The organism is Myxococcota bacterium (genome assembly GCA_041389495.1).
Classification (GTDB): Bacteria; Myxococcota_A; UBA9160; order UBA9160; family UBA4427; genus JAWKRT01.
This window is the reverse complement of record JAWKRT010000002.1, coordinates 560514-575368: the sequence shown is the minus strand read 5'-3', so window position 1 is coordinate 575368 and position 14855 is coordinate 560514. Positions and strand designations below refer to the sequence as shown.

Genomic DNA, 14855 nt, shown 5'->3' with positions numbered 1-14855 from the left:
GGCGGCAGGCCGGCGGAGCTTGAGCGGCAGATGGGCGGCGCAGACGCGCGCCGCGGCTCGGCGAGGACGCGCGGCGCTCAGGCCGCTCCGCCGAAGCCGACTCCCGTGCGCACGAGCCCGAGGTCGAACGCAGCGCGCAAGCCGGGCGGCGACGCGCAGAGCGCGGGGATCGCGTTCACGGCCTGCATCGCGGTCGCCACGTCGGCGGCGTGGACGTGGTCGGCGATCGTCACGTCGCGGCGCTCGAAGCTCGCGAGCCCGACGAAGTGGACCTGCATCGACGGGTCGCCCTCGATCGTCACCGTCCAGCCATCGCGCGGGCGCGGCCAGTCCTCGGGGTAGGCGCCGCCGAGCGTCCAGAGCGCGTCGATCTCGAGGATCGGCTCGCCCGCGCGCAGGCCGCGCCAGCGGTAGCGCTGGCCGTTCACCGTGCCCGCCGCGACGTGGCCGGCGCGCACGTCGTAGCCCTCGCTCGCGGTGCGCAGGTCCTGCTCGAGCGTCACCTCGTCGAGCTCGGCGCGGAAGGCGGCGGCGAGCATGTGGATCTGGTCCTCGAAGAGCGTCGCGTTGAAGCGCGCGAACGGGTTCGCCTCGAGCCGCGCCTCCGCGGGCGGCGCGCCGAAGCGCATGTTGTCGAACGTGATGCGAGGGCTGTCGTAGTGCGTCCAGTCGGCGCGCTCCTGGATGCGCACGCGGCGGATCTCGCGCGACATCCCCGACATCGCGAGCGGCAGCACCATGCCGGCGAAGCCGGGGTGGATGCCCGTGCCCGCGACCGACGTCGCACCCGCGCGGCACGCGTCCTCGAGCTTCGCGCGCACGGCCTCGGGCTGCGCGGGCGGATGGAACAGGAAGGGCGTGCAGATCACGTTCTTGCCGGAGCGAAGCAGCGCGCAGACGTCGTCGACGTCGACGAGGCGCGGCATGTAGGCGACGCAGTCGGCGTCGAGCGCGAGCACGGCGTCGACGTCGGTGGTCGCGCGCACGCCCGTCGTCGGCATGCCGCAGAGCGCGCCCGCGTCGACACCGTCCTTGTCCGCGCCGTACACGCGCACGCCCGCGAGCTCGAGCGCGGGGTGCGCGAGGATCCCCCGCAGCGACTCGCGTCCGACCGAGCCCGTGGCCCACTGCACGACGCGCAGGCGCCTTCCGTTCCCGCTCTCCACGGCTTCCCCTCCGCGACCGCTCCGCGCACGCGCGGGCGCCGCCTAGCGATCTTCCGACGTCGGTGTCTCGCGCTCGCGCGGGAGCAGGAAGAGCGAGCCCGCCGCCTCGCGCGCGCGCTCGGCGAGCGGCAGCTCGGCGCCGACGTCGCGCGCGAGCGCGAGCGCCGCCGCGAGGTCCTTGCGCGCGATGCCCGTGTAGGCGACCGCGTGCTCGAGCTCGGGCCCCGCCGCGTCGGCCGGCCACCGCTGCGCGCGCGGGCGCTCGAGCCCGAAGCGGAAGAACTGGTCGAGGAGCGAGGTCGAGTCGACGACGCGCGCCACGAGCCCCGCGTCGAACCCGCACGCCTCCGCCAGCAGCCGCCCCTCGTGCGACGCGCCGAGCGCGAGGTAGCTGACGAGGTTCTTGACGAGCTTGAGGCGCATCCCCGCTCCCGCGCCGCCCGCGTGCAGGAGCTCCTTCGAGAACGTCATCAGCACCGGCCGCGCGCGCTCGACCGCGGCGGCCTCGCCGCCGACCATCGTGACGAGCGTGCCGGTCTCGGCGCTCGGCGAGCCGCCCGCGACCCCCGCGTCGAGGAGCTCGATGCCCGCCTCGCGCGCGCGCTCCGCGAGCTCGAGCACCGTCGGCTCCGACACGGTCGAGCAGATGCACACGACGTCGCCGGGCGAAGCGCCGGCGAGCAGTCCGCGCGCGCCGGCGACGACGTCGCGCGTCTGCGCGTCGTCGAGCACGACGACGCACACGACGTCGGAGACGGCCGCGACCTCGGCGGGCGTCCCGAACGCGCGCGCGCCGGCCGCGACGAGCGGCGCGACGGCCTCGGCGCGCGCGTCGCACACGGCCACCTCGAGCCCCGCGTCGATCGCGCGCTGCGCCATCGGCCGTCCGATGCGGCCGACGCCCACGAAGCCCGCGCGCACGCCCATCGCGAACACCTCCCGCGCGCTCGTCGCGCGGCGGCATCCTACGCGAGCGCGCCCCGCGCGTGCGGGAGGGAAGTCCTAGAGGCCGACCTCGATCCGGAGCGTGCCGACGATCGCGGTGTGCGTACGCCCGCCGGACGGGCTCTCGACGACCTGCAGGTCGGGCTTCAGCGAGATCGCCGGCGTCAGCGCCGCGCGGTAGAAGAGCTCGACCGTCGCCTCGTCGCGCGGGAAGCCCGCGCCCGCGCGATCGCTCAGGTCGACCCAGGTCAGCAGGACGCCCGCGCTGTCGTCGGCGCGCTCCGCGCACGGGCCCGTGACGAGCAGCCCGGCGCTCGCGTGATGGTGCGCCTCGCTCACGTCCTCGTCGGCCCAGCCGTACTGGCCGAACACGCGCACGTCGCGGGCGGCGTCCTCGCCCTCGGCGGCGAGCGACACCACGCGCTGCTCGAGCAGCGCGAAGAAGCCCGTCGCGCCGGAGGTCGTCCCGCCATCGAAGCGATCGAAGCGCGCCGTGTGGTGCCACGGGCCGACCGCGACGCGCCCCGGGCCGAAGCGCGCGCCGTCGTCCCACGCGAGTCCGAGCTCGCCGATCGCGAACCAGTCGTCCGAGACGTCGTCGCGGAAGAACGTGCGCGGGCCGCGAACGCCGGTCGGGACGCCCGCGGCACCCGCGCCGTCGAAGACGCCCGCGACGGCGTAGAGCGGACCGCTCGGATCGACGGCGACGAGCACGCCCGTCGCGGGATCGGGATACGTGACCATCGGGAAGATCGTCGGGCTGAAGCCGGCCGACGAGTTCAGGAAGTCGCCCGCCGCATCGACGAACGCGAACTCGCTGTTGGCGTCGAACTTGCCGAGCTTGAGCCGCAGCGCGCCGTCGAAGAGCTCCTGCTGGAGCCACAGCTCGGCGAGCTGCACGCGATCGTCGTCCGCATCGATGTTCGAGAAGCCCTGGAAGTCGCCGACGTCGTCGGACCCGTTGCGTCCCCAGATCCCGTAGGCGTCGGCGAAGAGCGTCGCGCCGCTCCAGCCGAGGAGGGCGTCGAGGTCGACCGTCGTGTTCACGTCGAGCAGGCTGCGGAACGCGGTGCGCCGTCGCACCCCGCCCCGCAGCGGCCGCGACGTGTCGGACACCCAGGTCGCCTCGATCGACACGCCCCGCTCGCGCAGCCACGATCGCGCACCGAGCCACTCGCCCGTGAGGCGTTCGGACGCGAGCGCATCGACGACGGGCGACGGCACCGCGGCGGCGACGTCCGTCCCGGCCGGCGCGGCGGCGCGTGTCCGCGCGCGCCCGGGAGCGCGGTGCGCGTGCAGCGGATGCGCGTCGGCCGCGGCCGCCGCGACCGCGACTCCGAAGGCGAGCGCGAGCAGCCGCGCGGACGGAAGCGAACGACCGCGATGCGGAAGCGCGCCCCACACACCGCCCTCCCCGAGCGACGCGCGCACGGCCCGGGAGTGGCCTCCAGCGCACGCTCGCACCGGAGCGCCGTGGCACCGTTCTTGCTCCCGCCCCGGACACCGCGCGCGGCGGCCGCGCCGAGCGGCGCGTGAGAGGAAGCGAAGGATGGCGGTACTCGACGGGAAGCGGAGACGCATTGCGGCCGCGATCGCCGCGGCGGCGTTGGCGGGAGCGGTCGGCTGTGCGACGCCGTCGGTGCGCGAGGGCGCCGAGGCGATGCGCGCCGAGCCGCCGTCGCGCTGCGCGCCCGGCGCCGTGCTCGACGCGCGCCACGCGCTCTGCCACGGAGCCTCCGGCCGCTGGTGGTAGCCCCGCTCGCGAGGCGCGAGCGCGCTCATGCCTCGACCGGGCTCACCCGGAACTGCGTCGACAGCTCGACCATGTGATCGAGGTCCCGTGCGACGTCGCGCGCGAGCTCGGCCAGCTCCTCGGCGTTGGCGGCGTTCGCGTTCGTCGCGCGATCCACCTCGGCGATCGAACGCGTGATCTCGGCGGTCGCGACCGACTGCTCGCGCGCGCCTTCCGCGACCTGGCCCAGGAGCGCGTCGATCTTCGACGACACCTCGACGATCGAGTCGAGTGCGTCGCTCACCGCGTCGCTGAGCGCGACGCCCGCCTCGACGCGCGCGCGCGACTCGGAGACGCGCTCCGACGTCTGGGCCGCGGCGTCGGCGCTGCGCTGCGCGAGGTTGCGGACCTCCTCGGCGACGACGGCGAAGCCCTTGCCCGCGCTCCCCGCGCGCGCGGCCTCGACCGCCGCGTTGAGGGCCAGCAGGTTCGTCTGGAACGCGATCTCGTCGATCACCGTCATGATCTTCCCGATGTCCTCGGAGGACGCCCGGATCCGCGCCATCGCATCCGCCATCTCGTCCATCGAGCTCCGACCCCGCCCGGCCGCCTTGCTCCCCGTACCGGCGAGATCGGCCGCCTCGCTCGTCGCGGTGGCCGCGCTGCCGGCCATCGCGGAGATCTCCTCCACCGACGCGGCGACCTGCGCGAGGTTCGTCGCCTGCACCGACGTCATCTTCGACAGGCGCTCGCTCGACGCGGAGATGCGCTGGACGCGCTCCTCGATGCGCCGCGCGCCCGCGACGAAGCGACCGAAGATGTCGTCGAGCTTCGCGACGAAGCGGTTGAACCATCCCGCGACGCTGCCGAGCTCGTCGCGGCTCGACGCGTCGAGTCGCGACGTGAGGTCGCCGTCGCCCTCGGCGATCTCGCGGATCGCGTCGTCGAGGCGGCGGACGGGCGCGACCGTCTTGCGCAGCACGACGACGCCGGCGAGGAGGGCCGCAGCGATGCTCGCCACGAGCGAGCCCGCGATGATGGCCTTCGACCAGCCGACGACGCTGCCGACGCTCGCGATCTCGCCCTCGACGGCCGCGCGGCCGCTCGCGAGCAGGTCCTCTGTGCCGGCGAGGAAGGCGGTGGCGGCCTCGCGGTACACGAGGTCGGAAGCGTCGAGGACGAGCTGCGCGTTGAAGTTGCGCTCGAGAAGGCCGCGGTAGCGGCGCTGCGCGTCGCGGTACGCGTCCGCCATCGTCACGCCCGAGTCGCGGAAGGGGCGATCGAAGGCGCCCGTGGCCAGCATGCCCTTCGCGGCCGCCGCCTGGAACTCGAGCGCCTCGGTCAGCGCGACGCGCACCTCCGCGGGCGGCGCGCCCGACTGCAGGCGTTGGAGGTGATGCAGCGAGGTGAGCAGCCCGATGCTGCTCTCCATGCCGCCGTCGGCGGCCTCCCAGCGACCCCGGAGCCCGCCGTTCCAGCTGAACGCGCGATCCGGCTCCGCCGCGATCGACTCGACCGCGGCGTCGCCCACCTCCTCGAGCTCTTCGCCGAGATCCACGAAGTACTCGACGTGGTCGGCGAGGGCCGAGCTCTGCTCGCGGTAGGCGTCGAACGCGGCGAAGAGACCCGCGAGCGCGGATCGGTAGTCGGTGCGCAGGGCGACGAGGCGCTCGACCCGCTCGGCGTCGACGAGCCCGGAGCCGACGATCCGGTCGAACGCGCCGTCGAGGACCGCGTCGTGCTGCGCGATGACGTCGCGGCTCGCAGCCGCCTCGCCGCGCAGGACGCGCTGCACCTCGAGCATCTGCGCTTCGACGGCGACCGTGGCGGCGTTCGCGCCCTCGGACGCGTCGCGCGCGGCGCCGGTCACGAAGGCGACCGAGTCGCCGAGGCTCCGAACGGCGAGATAGCCCGCGCCGGCGCACAGGACGACGAGCGCGCCCATCGCGCCCAGCCCGAGCTGGATTCGCGTTCCGATCTTCATCGCCCCTCCGGCTGCGGCGTGGCGGGCGACTCTTCGTCTCGTCGGCGCTCGAGTTGACCGAGCGATCGACTAACAATCGTTTTCGAGCGCCGGCTACGCCGAACGACCCACGCCGACATGGGGAAAGCTCGCGGGTCGGACGCGCGGCGCGCGCGAGCGGCAGAGCCGCGCGCGGCTCCGACCTGCGAGGAAGCTCGGACGGGCGGGAGCGGGGTAGACCCGAGGCGCGCGCTAGCGCGCCATCGCCGCCAGCGCGTCGGCGCCGAGCGCCTCGCCCGTCGCGAAGTCGCGCACGCGGCGCTCGCCGATCTCGTCGCGCGCGTAGCGGACGGAGGCGCGGTTCGGCGTCCACTTGCCGAGCAGCGTGCGCGGGTAGGACGTGAGCATCGACTCCGTCACCTGCTTCAGCACGCCGCGCAGCTCGATCGAGCCGTCCGCGCCGACGGCGACCGACTCGGCGCCGAGCTCCGTGTTGGTGCGCGTCGTGAAGAGCAGCTTGGGGGTGGACTCGAATTCGGTTGCGGCGGACATCGGGCGGCCCCTCCTCGGTGTGGCGCGGACGGTTCCCGCTGCGGATCGCGCAGCGACCCCCGGAAGCGGGAGGCGGCGCACTGTATCAGGCCGGGCGGGGGCGCCTCAAGCCGCCGACGCGCCCCGACCGCTCGCGCGAACGCGCCGCGCGGCGCGGCGCTTCGCTCCCTCCGCGCGCTCCGCGCCTAACGTCCGCGACGCTGCGGCTCGCCCGGGCCACACCGGCCGGCACGCGGTCGCGAAGCCGGTCGCACCGGCAGGGCGCTCGCACCCGACGCGCAGCCACGCGCCGCTCGCCCGCGGCGCGGCCGCTCGGGTATGCTGCGCGACCATCCCGGGGAGCCACCCGCCTCCGCTACGCCGCCGCGCGCCGCGCCCGGCCGCACCGCGAGCCGCCGCATGTACCGCGACCTCTCCGTGATTGCGATGGCGCCCGTGCTCGACGAGGAAGCGAAGATCGGGCGCGTCGTCGAGCGCACGCCGCGCGACGTCGTCGACGAGGTGCTCGTGATCGACGACGGGTCGACGGACGGCTCCGCGCGCGTCGCCCGCGAGCGCGGAGCGAACGTCCTCGACATGGGGTCGACGGTCGGCGTCGGCGCCGCGCTCCGCGCCGGCTATCGCTACGCGCTCGAGCGCGGCTACGACGTCGCGGTCGTGATGGCGGGCAACGACAAGGACGCGCCCGAGGAGATCCCGCGGCTGCTCGACCCGATCGCCGACGGCCGCGCCGACTTCGTGCAGGGCTCGCGCTACCTGCAGGACGGCGCTCGCGTCCGGCGCGACGCGAACTTCGGCGACATGCCGGTCTACCGGCGCATCGCGACGCGCGTGCACCCGCTCGTCTTCTCGCTCGTCGCGCGCCGCTGGGTCACCGAGTCGACGAACGGCTTCCGCGCCGTGCACCGCCGCGTGCTCGAGGACGCGCGCATCGACCTCGACCAGCCCTGGCTCGACGAGTACGAGCTCGAGCCCTACCTGTACCTGAAGACGATCCGCTGCGGCTTCCGGACGGCCGAGGTGCCCGTCACCAAGGTGTATCCGCCGCGCGCGCTCGGGCAGACCAAGATGAAGCCGATCGTCGGGTGGTGGAGCATCCTGCGGCCGCTCGTGCTCGTCGGCCTCGGGCTGCGGAGGTAGCCGTGAAGCGCATCGCCGTCGTCGGCGCCGGCCACTGGGGCCCGAACCTGATCCGCAACTTCCACGACAAGCAGCGCAGCGTCGTCGCACGCGTCGTCGACCGCGACGCCGCGCGCACGGCGCAGGTCGCCGCCCGCTTCCCCGACATCGCGGTGTCGACCGACGCCGAGGACGTGTTCGCGGACGGCGACGTCGACGCCGTCGTCGTCGCCACGCCGACCGTCACGCACTACGCGCTCGTGAAGCGCGCGCTCGAGGCGGGCAAGCACGTGCTCGTGGAGAAGCCGATCGCGACGAGCACGGCCGAGGCGGACGAGCTCGTCGCGCTCGCCGAGGCGCGCGGCCGCGTCCTGCTCGTCGGACACGTCTTCCTCTACAACGGCGCGGTGCGCCGCGTGAAGCGCTACCTCGACGCCGGCGAGCTCGGCCGCGTGTACTACGTCTCGATGGTGCGCACGAACCTCGGCCCGATCCGCGCCGACGTGAACGCCGCCTGGGACCTCGCGGCCCACGACGTCTCGATCGTCAACTACTGGCTCGACGCCGACCCCATCGCGGTCTCGTCCGTGGGCGGGAGCTGGATCAACGCGCACGTCGAGGACGCCGTCTTCGCCACGCTCCGCTACCCGAACGACGTGCTCGTGAACCTCCACACGTCGTGGCTCAACCCGCGCAAGAACCGCGACATCACCGTCGTCGGCGACCGCAAGATGCTCACGTTCGACGACCTCGACCTGAACGAGCCCATCCGCCTCTACGACAAGTACGTGAGCGACGAGGAGACGAAGGTCGGCTTCGTCGACACGTTCGCGACGTTCCGCGCGAGCGTGCGCGACGGCGACATCACGATTCCGAAGGTGGCGCTCGGCGAGCCGCTCAAGAGCGAGTGCGACGAGTTCCTCGACTGCATCGAGCGCGGCGCGCGCCCGACCTCCGACGGCCGCGTCGGCGCGCGCGTCGTGCGCGTGCTCGAGGCGCTCACGCGCTCGATCCGCGCGGCGGGCCGCGAGGAGCGCGTCGCGCCGTGACGGACGCCGCGCCGATCCCGCTCGTCGACCTCCACTGGCAGCACCGCGAGGTGGCCGCCGAGGTGGAGGCCGGGATCGCGCGCGTCGTCGCGAGCGGCGCCTTCGTCCTCGGGCCCGACGTCGCCTCCTTCGAGGAGCGCTTCGCGGCCCACGCGGGTGCCGCGCACTGCATCGGCGTCGCCAACGGCACCGACGCGCTCGAGCTCGCGCTGCGCGCGCAGGGCGTCGGTGCGGGCGACGAGGTGATCGTGCCCGTCAACACGTTCGTCGCGAGCGCGCTCGCCGTCGTGCGCGCGGGCGCCGTGCCCGTGTTCGTCGACTGCGACGAGCGCTTCGCGCAGGTCGACGCCGCGCAGGTCGAGGCCGCGATCGGCCCGCGCACGCGCGCGCTCCTCCCCGTGCACCTCTACGGGCAGATGGCGCCGATCGCACCGCTGCGCGCGATCGCGGAGCGACACGGCCTCGTGCTCGTCGAGGACGCGGCGCAGTCGCAGGGCGCGCGACAACGCACGGACGGCCGCGAGTGGCGCGCGGGAAGCGCGGGCGACGCGGCGGGCACGAGCTTCTACCCGGGCAAGAACCTCGGCGCCTGGGGCGACGCGGGCGCCGTCCTCACGAACGACGACGCGACGGCCGCGCGCGTGCGAGCCCTCCGCAACTACGGGAGCGAGCGCAAGTACCACCACCCCGTCGCGGGCTTCAACTCGCGTCTCGACACGATCCAGGCCGTCGTGCTCGCGGCCAAGCTCGCGCGGCTCGACGCGTGGAACGCGCTGCGCCGCGAGGCCGCGGCCCGCTACGACGCGCTGCTCGCGGGCGACGAGCGCGTCGTGCTCCCCGCGACGGCGCCCGGCAACGAGCACGTCTGGCACCTGTACGTCGTGCGCGTGCCGCGCCGCGACGCGGTGCTCGAGGCGCTCCACGCGCGCGGCATCGGCGCGGGCATCCACTACCCGTTCCCGCTGCACCGCACGGGCGCGTTCGAGGCGAGCGCGCGGCCGGGCGCGTTCCCCGTCGCCGAGCGCATGGCGGGCGAGCTGCTGTCGCTGCCGCTCTTCCCGGGCATCGCGGAGGCGCAGCAGGAGCGCGTCGCGACCGCGCTTCGCGAGGCGCTCGACGCGCGCAGCTGAGCGCGCGCCGGCCGGCCCGGGCGCGACGCTAGGCCGGGTCGGGCATCGCGTCGGCCAGCTCGCGCAGCCGGTTCTTCGCCACCTTCTCGAGCGTCGCCGTCGGGAACTCGTCGCGGAAGTACACGGCGCGCGGGACCTTGAAGTCCGCGAGCCGCGCCTTGCAGTGCGCGAGGATGGCGCGCGCGTGCTCCTCCTCGGACTCGGGCGCGCCGAGCCCGCGGATCACGAACGCGACGGGCACCTGGTCGAGCATCTCGTGCTTGCGCCCGACGACGGCGATGTCCGCGATGCCGCCGACCTCGCGGCAGCAGTCCTCGACCTCGCGGGCCGAGACGTTCTCGCCCCCGACCTTGAGCGCGTCCTTGTCGCGATCCTTGTAGAAGAAGTTGCCCTCGACGCCGAGCGCGACGAGGTCGCCCGTCCGGAACCAGCCGTCGTCGGTGAACGCCTTCGCGTTCGCCTCGGGGTTGTCGTAGTACTCGAGGAAGAGCTGCACGCCGCGGCGCCCGCGCACCCACAGCTCGCCCGTCTCGCCCTCGCGACAGGGACGCCCGGTGTCCGGGTCGACGATCGCGAACTCGTAGCCGGGCGTCGGCTTGCCCATCGAGCCGTCGGGATACGTCTGCACGAAGTCCGTGCGCGTCGCGTGCGTGACGGTCTCCGTCATGCCCCACGCCGCCATCACGCGAAGGCCGAGCCACTGCTCGAGCGCCGGCATCACGAGCCCGAACACGCCCACCTCGAGCCGGTTCTCGGGAATGGGCTGGCCGGCGATCGCCTTGAACACGAACGGGATCAGCGAGATGTGCGTGACGTCGTGGCGCGTCACCACCTCCCAGAACCGGCTCGACGAGAACTTCGGCTGCAGCACGACCGTGCCGCCGACGCCGAGCATCGCGTAGACCGACCAGCTCTGCGCGTTCACGTGGAAGAACGGCAGGTACACGAGATAGACGCTGTCGGGGCGGGCCGCGATGTTGAGCGGGCCCATGCGGCTCGCCCACAGCGCATTCGCGTGCGTGTGCACGACGGCCTTCGGGCGCGACGTCGTGCCCGACGTGAACATGATGCCGGCCGGCGCCATCGGGTCGGGCGCGCGCGGCGCGAGCGTCGACGGGTCGCCGCGAAGCGCCGCGAACGGCTCCATTCCGTGGCTCGCGTCGGCGGCGGCGGGCGGCTCGCCCGCGTCGTCCTCGGTCACGACGATCCACCGGAGCGCCTTCGCGTGCTCCTTCACGAGCCGCGCGAAGCGCGGCTGCGTGATGGCGCCGACGCAGCCGGTGTGCGACGCGAAGTACTCGATCTCGGGCCCCGCGCTGCGCGTGTTCGTCGTGACGGCGACGGCGCCGATCTTCGCGCACGCGTACCACGAGAGGACCATCTCGGGGCAGTTGTCGGCGTGGACGAGCACCTTGTCGCCCTTCGCCACGCCGCGCGCGGCGAGGCCCGCCGCGATGCGCGCGACCTCGGCGTCGAACTCGGCGTAGGTCCACCGACGCGTGGCTCCGCTCTTCGGCTCCCAGACCAGGAACGGGTGGTCGGGCTTGTGCTTCGCCCAGTGCGCGACGAGCCAGGGGATGTCCTGGCCGGCGAACTGGAAGTCGTCGACATAGCGCTCGTCGAGCGTCACGCGGGGTCTCCTCGGTGCGGGCGTCGAGCGCCCATCCTATACCGGCGGTCCGTGGGCGTGGGTGCCGTCGCGATCGCGCGTTCGGCTAGGATGCGCACCGCCGACGCAGGAGGACGAGCGGGATGCAACGGGACGCCGCGCAACGCGAAGCCACGCAACGCGAAGCCACGCAACGCGACGCCGCGCACGGACGCGCGGCCCTCGAGCTCCACGCACCGCGCGCGGGCGCGGCGCTCGACGCGCTCGCGGCGGCCGCCTGGCGCGCGACGCGCGACGCCGGCGTCGCCGACCTCTTCGACCTCGCGTCGCGCGTCGTCGCGAGCCAGCACGGCGCACCGCCGCTCGCCCGCCCCGCCGGGCTCGGCACGAGCCCGTGGCACGGCGTCGACGCCGCGCGCTGGCGCGAGCTCGCCGCCCTCGACGACGGCGCGCGCCCCGCGCTCGCGTTCGCCGAGCAGCTCGCGTTCGACGTGGCGAGCCTCGGCGCCGCCGAGCGCGGCGCGCTCTTCGCCTCGCTCGGCGCCGCGGCCGGCGACTTCGCGCAGGCCTGCTACGTCGCCGACTTCGCGCCTCGCGTGCGCGCCGCGCTCGACGCGCTCTTCGGCCCCTCGCCCGCGGCGGACGGCGACGCGCGCGCCGCGGACGCACCGGCGCTCACCGAGGCCTTCGACCTGTGGATCCGCGTCGTGCCGCAGCTGCGCGAGGTGGACGCGGTGACGACCGAGCTCGTGCGCCTCCTCGGCGCGCGCCGCCACCGCTGCCGCATCTGCCAGTCGTTGCGCAGCCGCGCAGCACTCGTCGCCGGCGCGGACGACGCGATGTTCGACGCGGTCGACCGCTACGCGCAGAGCGACCTCTCGCCCGCGCACAAGGCCGCACTCGCGTTCGCCGAGGCGATGATCTCCACGCCGTTCGCCGTCGACGCGAGCCGCGCGCGCGCGCTGCGCGAGCAGCTTCCGCCCGCCGCCTGCGTCGAGCTCGTGCTCGACGTCGCGCGCAACGCGACCAACAAGGTCGCGGTCGCGCTCGGCGGCGACGCGCCGCGCGTCGAGAGCGGCTACGAGGTCTACGACGTCGGCCCCGACGGCGAGCTCCTCTACGGGCTCGAGGCCCCGTAGGGCGCGCGCACGGCGCGCCGCGCGGAAGCCGCCAGACGCGACCTCCTCCGAAGAACCCAGGAGGCTCCGGGCTACTGCGGATCGGGCGTTCGCCGCATTCGCACGCGCGCGCCCGCGCAAGCCCTCAGCGCGCGCCGCCGCCGGCCGACACGCGGGCCCGACGAGTGCCCGCGCTCCCGCGCGCACTCGCAGAGGAGCGCGCCCGTGCACCGCCTTCGCACCGACCTCCGGCTCCGGCTGACGGCCACCTTCGTGGCGGTCGGTGTCGTTCCCCTGCTCGTCGTCGGCGCGATGAGCTACCGCGGCGCACGCGATGCGCTGATCGCGCGCACCGGCGAGTTCCTCCAGGCCCAGGCCGAGGACGCGCTCGACAAGGTCGAGCGCAACCTGTTCGAGCGCTACGGGGACGTCCAGGCGTTCGCGCACAATCCGCTCGCGCTCGGCAGCCGCGCCGACATCACGCGCCTCGCGAACTTCTTCACGCGCAGCTACGAGATCTACGACCTGATGGTCGTCGTCGATCGCGACGGACGGATCGTCGGCGCGAACGACGTCGACCACACGGGCGCGCCGGCCGACACCGCGTCGCTCGTCGGCCGCGACGTGAGCGGCGAGCCGTGGTTCCGCGCGATCGCCGCGGGCGAGGTCGGACCGGGCGCGAGCTGGGTCGGGCCCCCGGCGCGCGACCCGATCGTCACGCGCCTCCGCGAGCCGTCGACGGTGTCGCTCGTGTACGGCGCCCCCGTCTACGACGACGACGGCCAGGTCGTTCGCATGTGGATCAACTGGGCCTCCCGCGAGCGGATCCTCGGATCGATCCTCGCGGCGACGCGCGCCAGCCTCGCGAGCAAGGGCCTCACCACCGTCGAGACGCAGATCGTGACCGCCGACGGCTCGCTCCTCGACGACCCGGACCCGGCGCGCGTGATGAGCGAGGCCAACCTCGTCTCCGCCGGCCTCGGGTCGGTGCGACGCGCGCTCGGTGGCGAGTCCGGCTACGCGATCGAGGGCCACGAGGTCGAGCACGTCGACCACGTCGTCGGCTTCTCCGCCGCGAAGGGCGACCGCGCCTGGGTGGCGCTCGTGAGGCAGGACGCGCGCGAGGCCTACGCCGCACTCGTGCCGGTCCGCAACGCGATCGCCGGTGCGTGCGCCATCGCCGTCGCCGTGGTCGTCGCGGTGGGCGCGTGGCTCGCGGGGCGCATCGTGAACCCCGTGCGCGCGGCCGCCGAGGCCATCGAGCGGATCGCGCGCGGCCGGCTCGACGCGGACCTCGCGGTCACGAGCGAGGACGAGATCGGGCGACTCGGCGAGGCGCTCAACCGCGCCGCCGCGGGCATGCGGACGGCGGTGGGGACGAGCACCGTCGACTGGGCCGGCGTGGGTCGCGATCGCGAAGCGAAGGCCGTGCGCGAACGACAGGTGGCCGAGCTCACGACCTACCTCGCACGCCTCGCGAAGGGCGAGATTCCCGCGGCCGTGGACGTCGACGTGCTCCCCGAGCTCGCGGACATGAAGCGGAGCGTCGAGGCGGTCGTCACCTCGCTCGCGACCGTGAACGGCATCGCGGCGCGCATCGGCGGCGGCGACCTGACGGTCGAGATCGCGCCGCGCTCGGGCGACGACGCGCTGATGCAGGCGATGGAGAAGATGGTGCAGCAGCTCGGCTCGACGATCGGCCACCTCAAGGTCGCGATCGTCGAGGTCGCCGAGAACACCGCCGTCGTCGCGTCGACGAGCCAGGGGCTCTCGGGCAACGCGACGGACTCCGCGGCCTCCGTCCAGGAGATCACGGCGAGCATGGAGGAGATCGGGCAGAAGACGCGCGCCAACGCGGACAGTGCGTCGACGGCCATGCAGCTCGCCACCTCCGCGCGCTCGGCCGCCGAGAACGGGGACGAGCAGATGCGCGCGATGGTCGGCGCGATGGTCGAGATCGACCAGGCGAGCACGCAGATCTCGAGAATCATCAAGGTGATCGACGAGATCGCGTTCCAGACGAACCTGCTCGCCCTGAATGCGGCCGTGGAAGCGGCGCGCGCAGGAACGCACGGCAAGGGCTTCGCGGTCGTCGCGGAGGAGGTGCGGAGCCTCGCGGAGCGCAGCGCGACCGCGGCGAAGGAGACGACCGAGCTCATCGAGAGCGCGGGCGGCAAGGTCGCGCAGGGCCGCGCGATCGCAGAGAAGACCGCGTCGTCGCTGACCGAGATCGTGGACGCCGTGACGCGCGCTTCCGAGCTCGTCGCGGAGATCGCGACGTCGAGCAGCGAGCAGGCGGAGGGCGTCTCCCAGGTCAACTCGGGCCTCGCCCGCGTCGACCAGGCCACGCAGCAGAACACGGCGAGCGCCGAGGAGCTCGCGGGCGTCGCCGAGATGCTCGCCGAGCGCACGACGACCGTCCGCCGCGACCTGGAGCGGTTCCGCACGCGCGACGCCTAGCAGAACGCCGCG

12 protein-coding genes are annotated in these 14855 nt (G+C 74.3%); 6 read left to right on the top strand and 6 right to left on the bottom strand.

Translation table 11 applies throughout. The annotated features are described in order from the left end of the window. Nucleotides 1–77: 77 nt before the first annotated feature. The 3 genes from R3E88_13265 to R3E88_13255 all read right to left on the bottom strand — a co-directional run bounded on the left by R3E88_13265 (nucleotide 78) and on the right by R3E88_13255 (nucleotide 3542). A complete protein-coding gene (locus tag R3E88_13265; protein ID MEZ4217446.1) occupies nucleotides 78–1166 on the bottom strand; it encodes a dihydrodipicolinate reductase in 1089 nt (362 codons plus the stop codon). Nucleotides 1167–1208: 42 nt separating this feature from the next. After that, nucleotides 1209–2093, bottom strand: coding sequence for an NAD(P)-dependent oxidoreductase (locus R3E88_13260; protein MEZ4217445.1), 885 nt, complete (start codon nucleotides 2091–2093; stop codon nucleotides 1209–1211). Nucleotides 2094–2168: 75 nt separating this feature from the next. Next, entirely contained in the window at nucleotides 2169–3542 is a 1374-nt protein-coding gene (locus tag R3E88_13255) for a carbohydrate porin (protein ID MEZ4217444.1), read from the bottom strand. A 118-nt stretch (nucleotides 3543–3660) separates the two neighbouring features. On the opposite strand from R3E88_13255, the gene R3E88_13250 reads away from it, so the two are divergent. After that, a complete protein-coding gene (locus R3E88_13250) occupies nucleotides 3661–3864 on the top strand; it encodes a hypothetical protein (GenBank protein MEZ4217443.1) in 204 nt (67 codons plus the stop codon). Nucleotides 3865–3889: 25 nt separating this feature from the next. Here R3E88_13250 and R3E88_13245 read toward each other — a convergent pair whose 3' ends face one another. Together R3E88_13245 and R3E88_13240 are read right to left on the bottom strand one after the other, a co-directional pair. Next, nucleotides 3890–5827: a methyl-accepting chemotaxis protein gene (locus tag R3E88_13245; GenBank protein MEZ4217442.1), complete on the bottom strand. Its 1938-nt coding sequence runs from the start codon at nucleotides 5825–5827 to the stop codon at nucleotides 3890–3892. Between the two features lie 231 nt (nucleotides 5828–6058). Next, on the bottom strand, nucleotides 6059–6358 hold the full coding sequence (locus tag R3E88_13240) for a hypothetical protein (GenBank protein MEZ4217441.1): 300 nt from the start codon (nucleotides 6356–6358) through the stop codon (nucleotides 6059–6061). Nucleotides 6359–6757: 399 nt separating this feature from the next. On the opposite strand from R3E88_13240, the gene R3E88_13235 reads away from it, so the two are divergent. From R3E88_13235 to R3E88_13225, 3 genes are read left to right on the top strand one after another with little or no spacing between them, the layout of a single operon-like run. Then, nucleotides 6758–7498: a glycosyltransferase family 2 protein gene (locus R3E88_13235; GenBank protein ID MEZ4217440.1), complete on the top strand. Its 741-nt coding sequence runs from the start codon at nucleotides 6758–6760 to the stop codon at nucleotides 7496–7498. Nucleotides 7499–7500: 2 nt separating this feature from the next. Next, nucleotides 7501–8526 (top strand): Gfo/Idh/MocA family oxidoreductase, encoded by a 1026-nt coding sequence (locus R3E88_13230; GenBank protein ID MEZ4217439.1) that lies wholly within the window; start codon nucleotides 7501–7503, stop codon nucleotides 8524–8526. After that, the gene (locus tag R3E88_13225; protein ID MEZ4217438.1) at nucleotides 8523–9656 is read left to right on the top strand and encodes a DegT/DnrJ/EryC1/StrS family aminotransferase; all 1134 of its coding nucleotides are present in this window, start codon (nucleotides 8523–8525) and stop codon (nucleotides 9654–9656) included. The genes R3E88_13230 and R3E88_13225 overlap by 4 nt, the downstream gene beginning before the upstream one ends. A 28-nt stretch (nucleotides 9657–9684) precedes the next feature. On the opposite strand, the gene R3E88_13220 is transcribed toward R3E88_13225, so the two are convergent. Further along, nucleotides 9685–11286, bottom strand: a complete 1602-nt coding sequence (locus R3E88_13220; GenBank protein MEZ4217437.1) for an AMP-binding protein — start codon at nucleotides 11284–11286, stop codon at nucleotides 9685–9687. Between the two features lie 122 nt (nucleotides 11287–11408). On the opposite strand from R3E88_13220, the gene R3E88_13215 reads away from it, so the two are divergent. Both R3E88_13215 and R3E88_13210 read left to right on the top strand, forming a co-directional pair. After that, nucleotides 11409–12404 carry a carboxymuconolactone decarboxylase family protein gene (locus R3E88_13215; GenBank protein ID MEZ4217436.1) on the top strand — a complete coding sequence of 332 codons (996 nt, stop codon included), beginning with the start codon at nucleotides 11409–11411 and terminating at the stop codon, nucleotides 12402–12404. 204 nt (nucleotides 12405–12608) lie between these two features. Continuing rightward, nucleotides 12609–14843 (top strand): methyl-accepting chemotaxis protein, encoded by a 2235-nt coding sequence (locus R3E88_13210; protein MEZ4217435.1) that lies wholly within the window; start codon nucleotides 12609–12611, stop codon nucleotides 14841–14843. The last annotated feature ends 12 nt before the right edge of the window (nucleotides 14844–14855 follow it).

Excerpts from the sequence above, each read along its gene's own strand:
- R3E88_13235 (MEZ4217440.1), top strand. The coding sequence starts at position 6,758 with ATGTACCGCGACCTCTCCGTGATTGCGATGGCGCCCGTGCTCGACGAG.
- R3E88_13240 (MEZ4217441.1), bottom strand. The coding sequence starts at position 6,358 with ATGTCCGCCGCAACCGAATTCGAGTCCACCCCCAAGCTGCTCTTCACG.
- R3E88_13250 (MEZ4217443.1), top strand. The coding sequence starts at position 3,661 with ATGGCGGTACTCGACGGGAAGCGGAGACGCATTGCGGCCGCGATCGCC.
- R3E88_13260 (MEZ4217445.1), bottom strand. The coding sequence starts at position 2,093 with ATGGGCGTGCGCGCGGGCTTCGTGGGCGTCGGCCGCATCGGACGGCCG.
- R3E88_13215 (MEZ4217436.1), top strand. The coding sequence starts at position 11,409 with ATGCAACGGGACGCCGCGCAACGCGAAGCCACGCAACGCGAAGCCACG.
- R3E88_13245 (MEZ4217442.1), bottom strand. The coding sequence starts at position 5,827 with ATGAAGATCGGAACGCGAATCCAGCTCGGGCTGGGCGCGATGGGCGCG.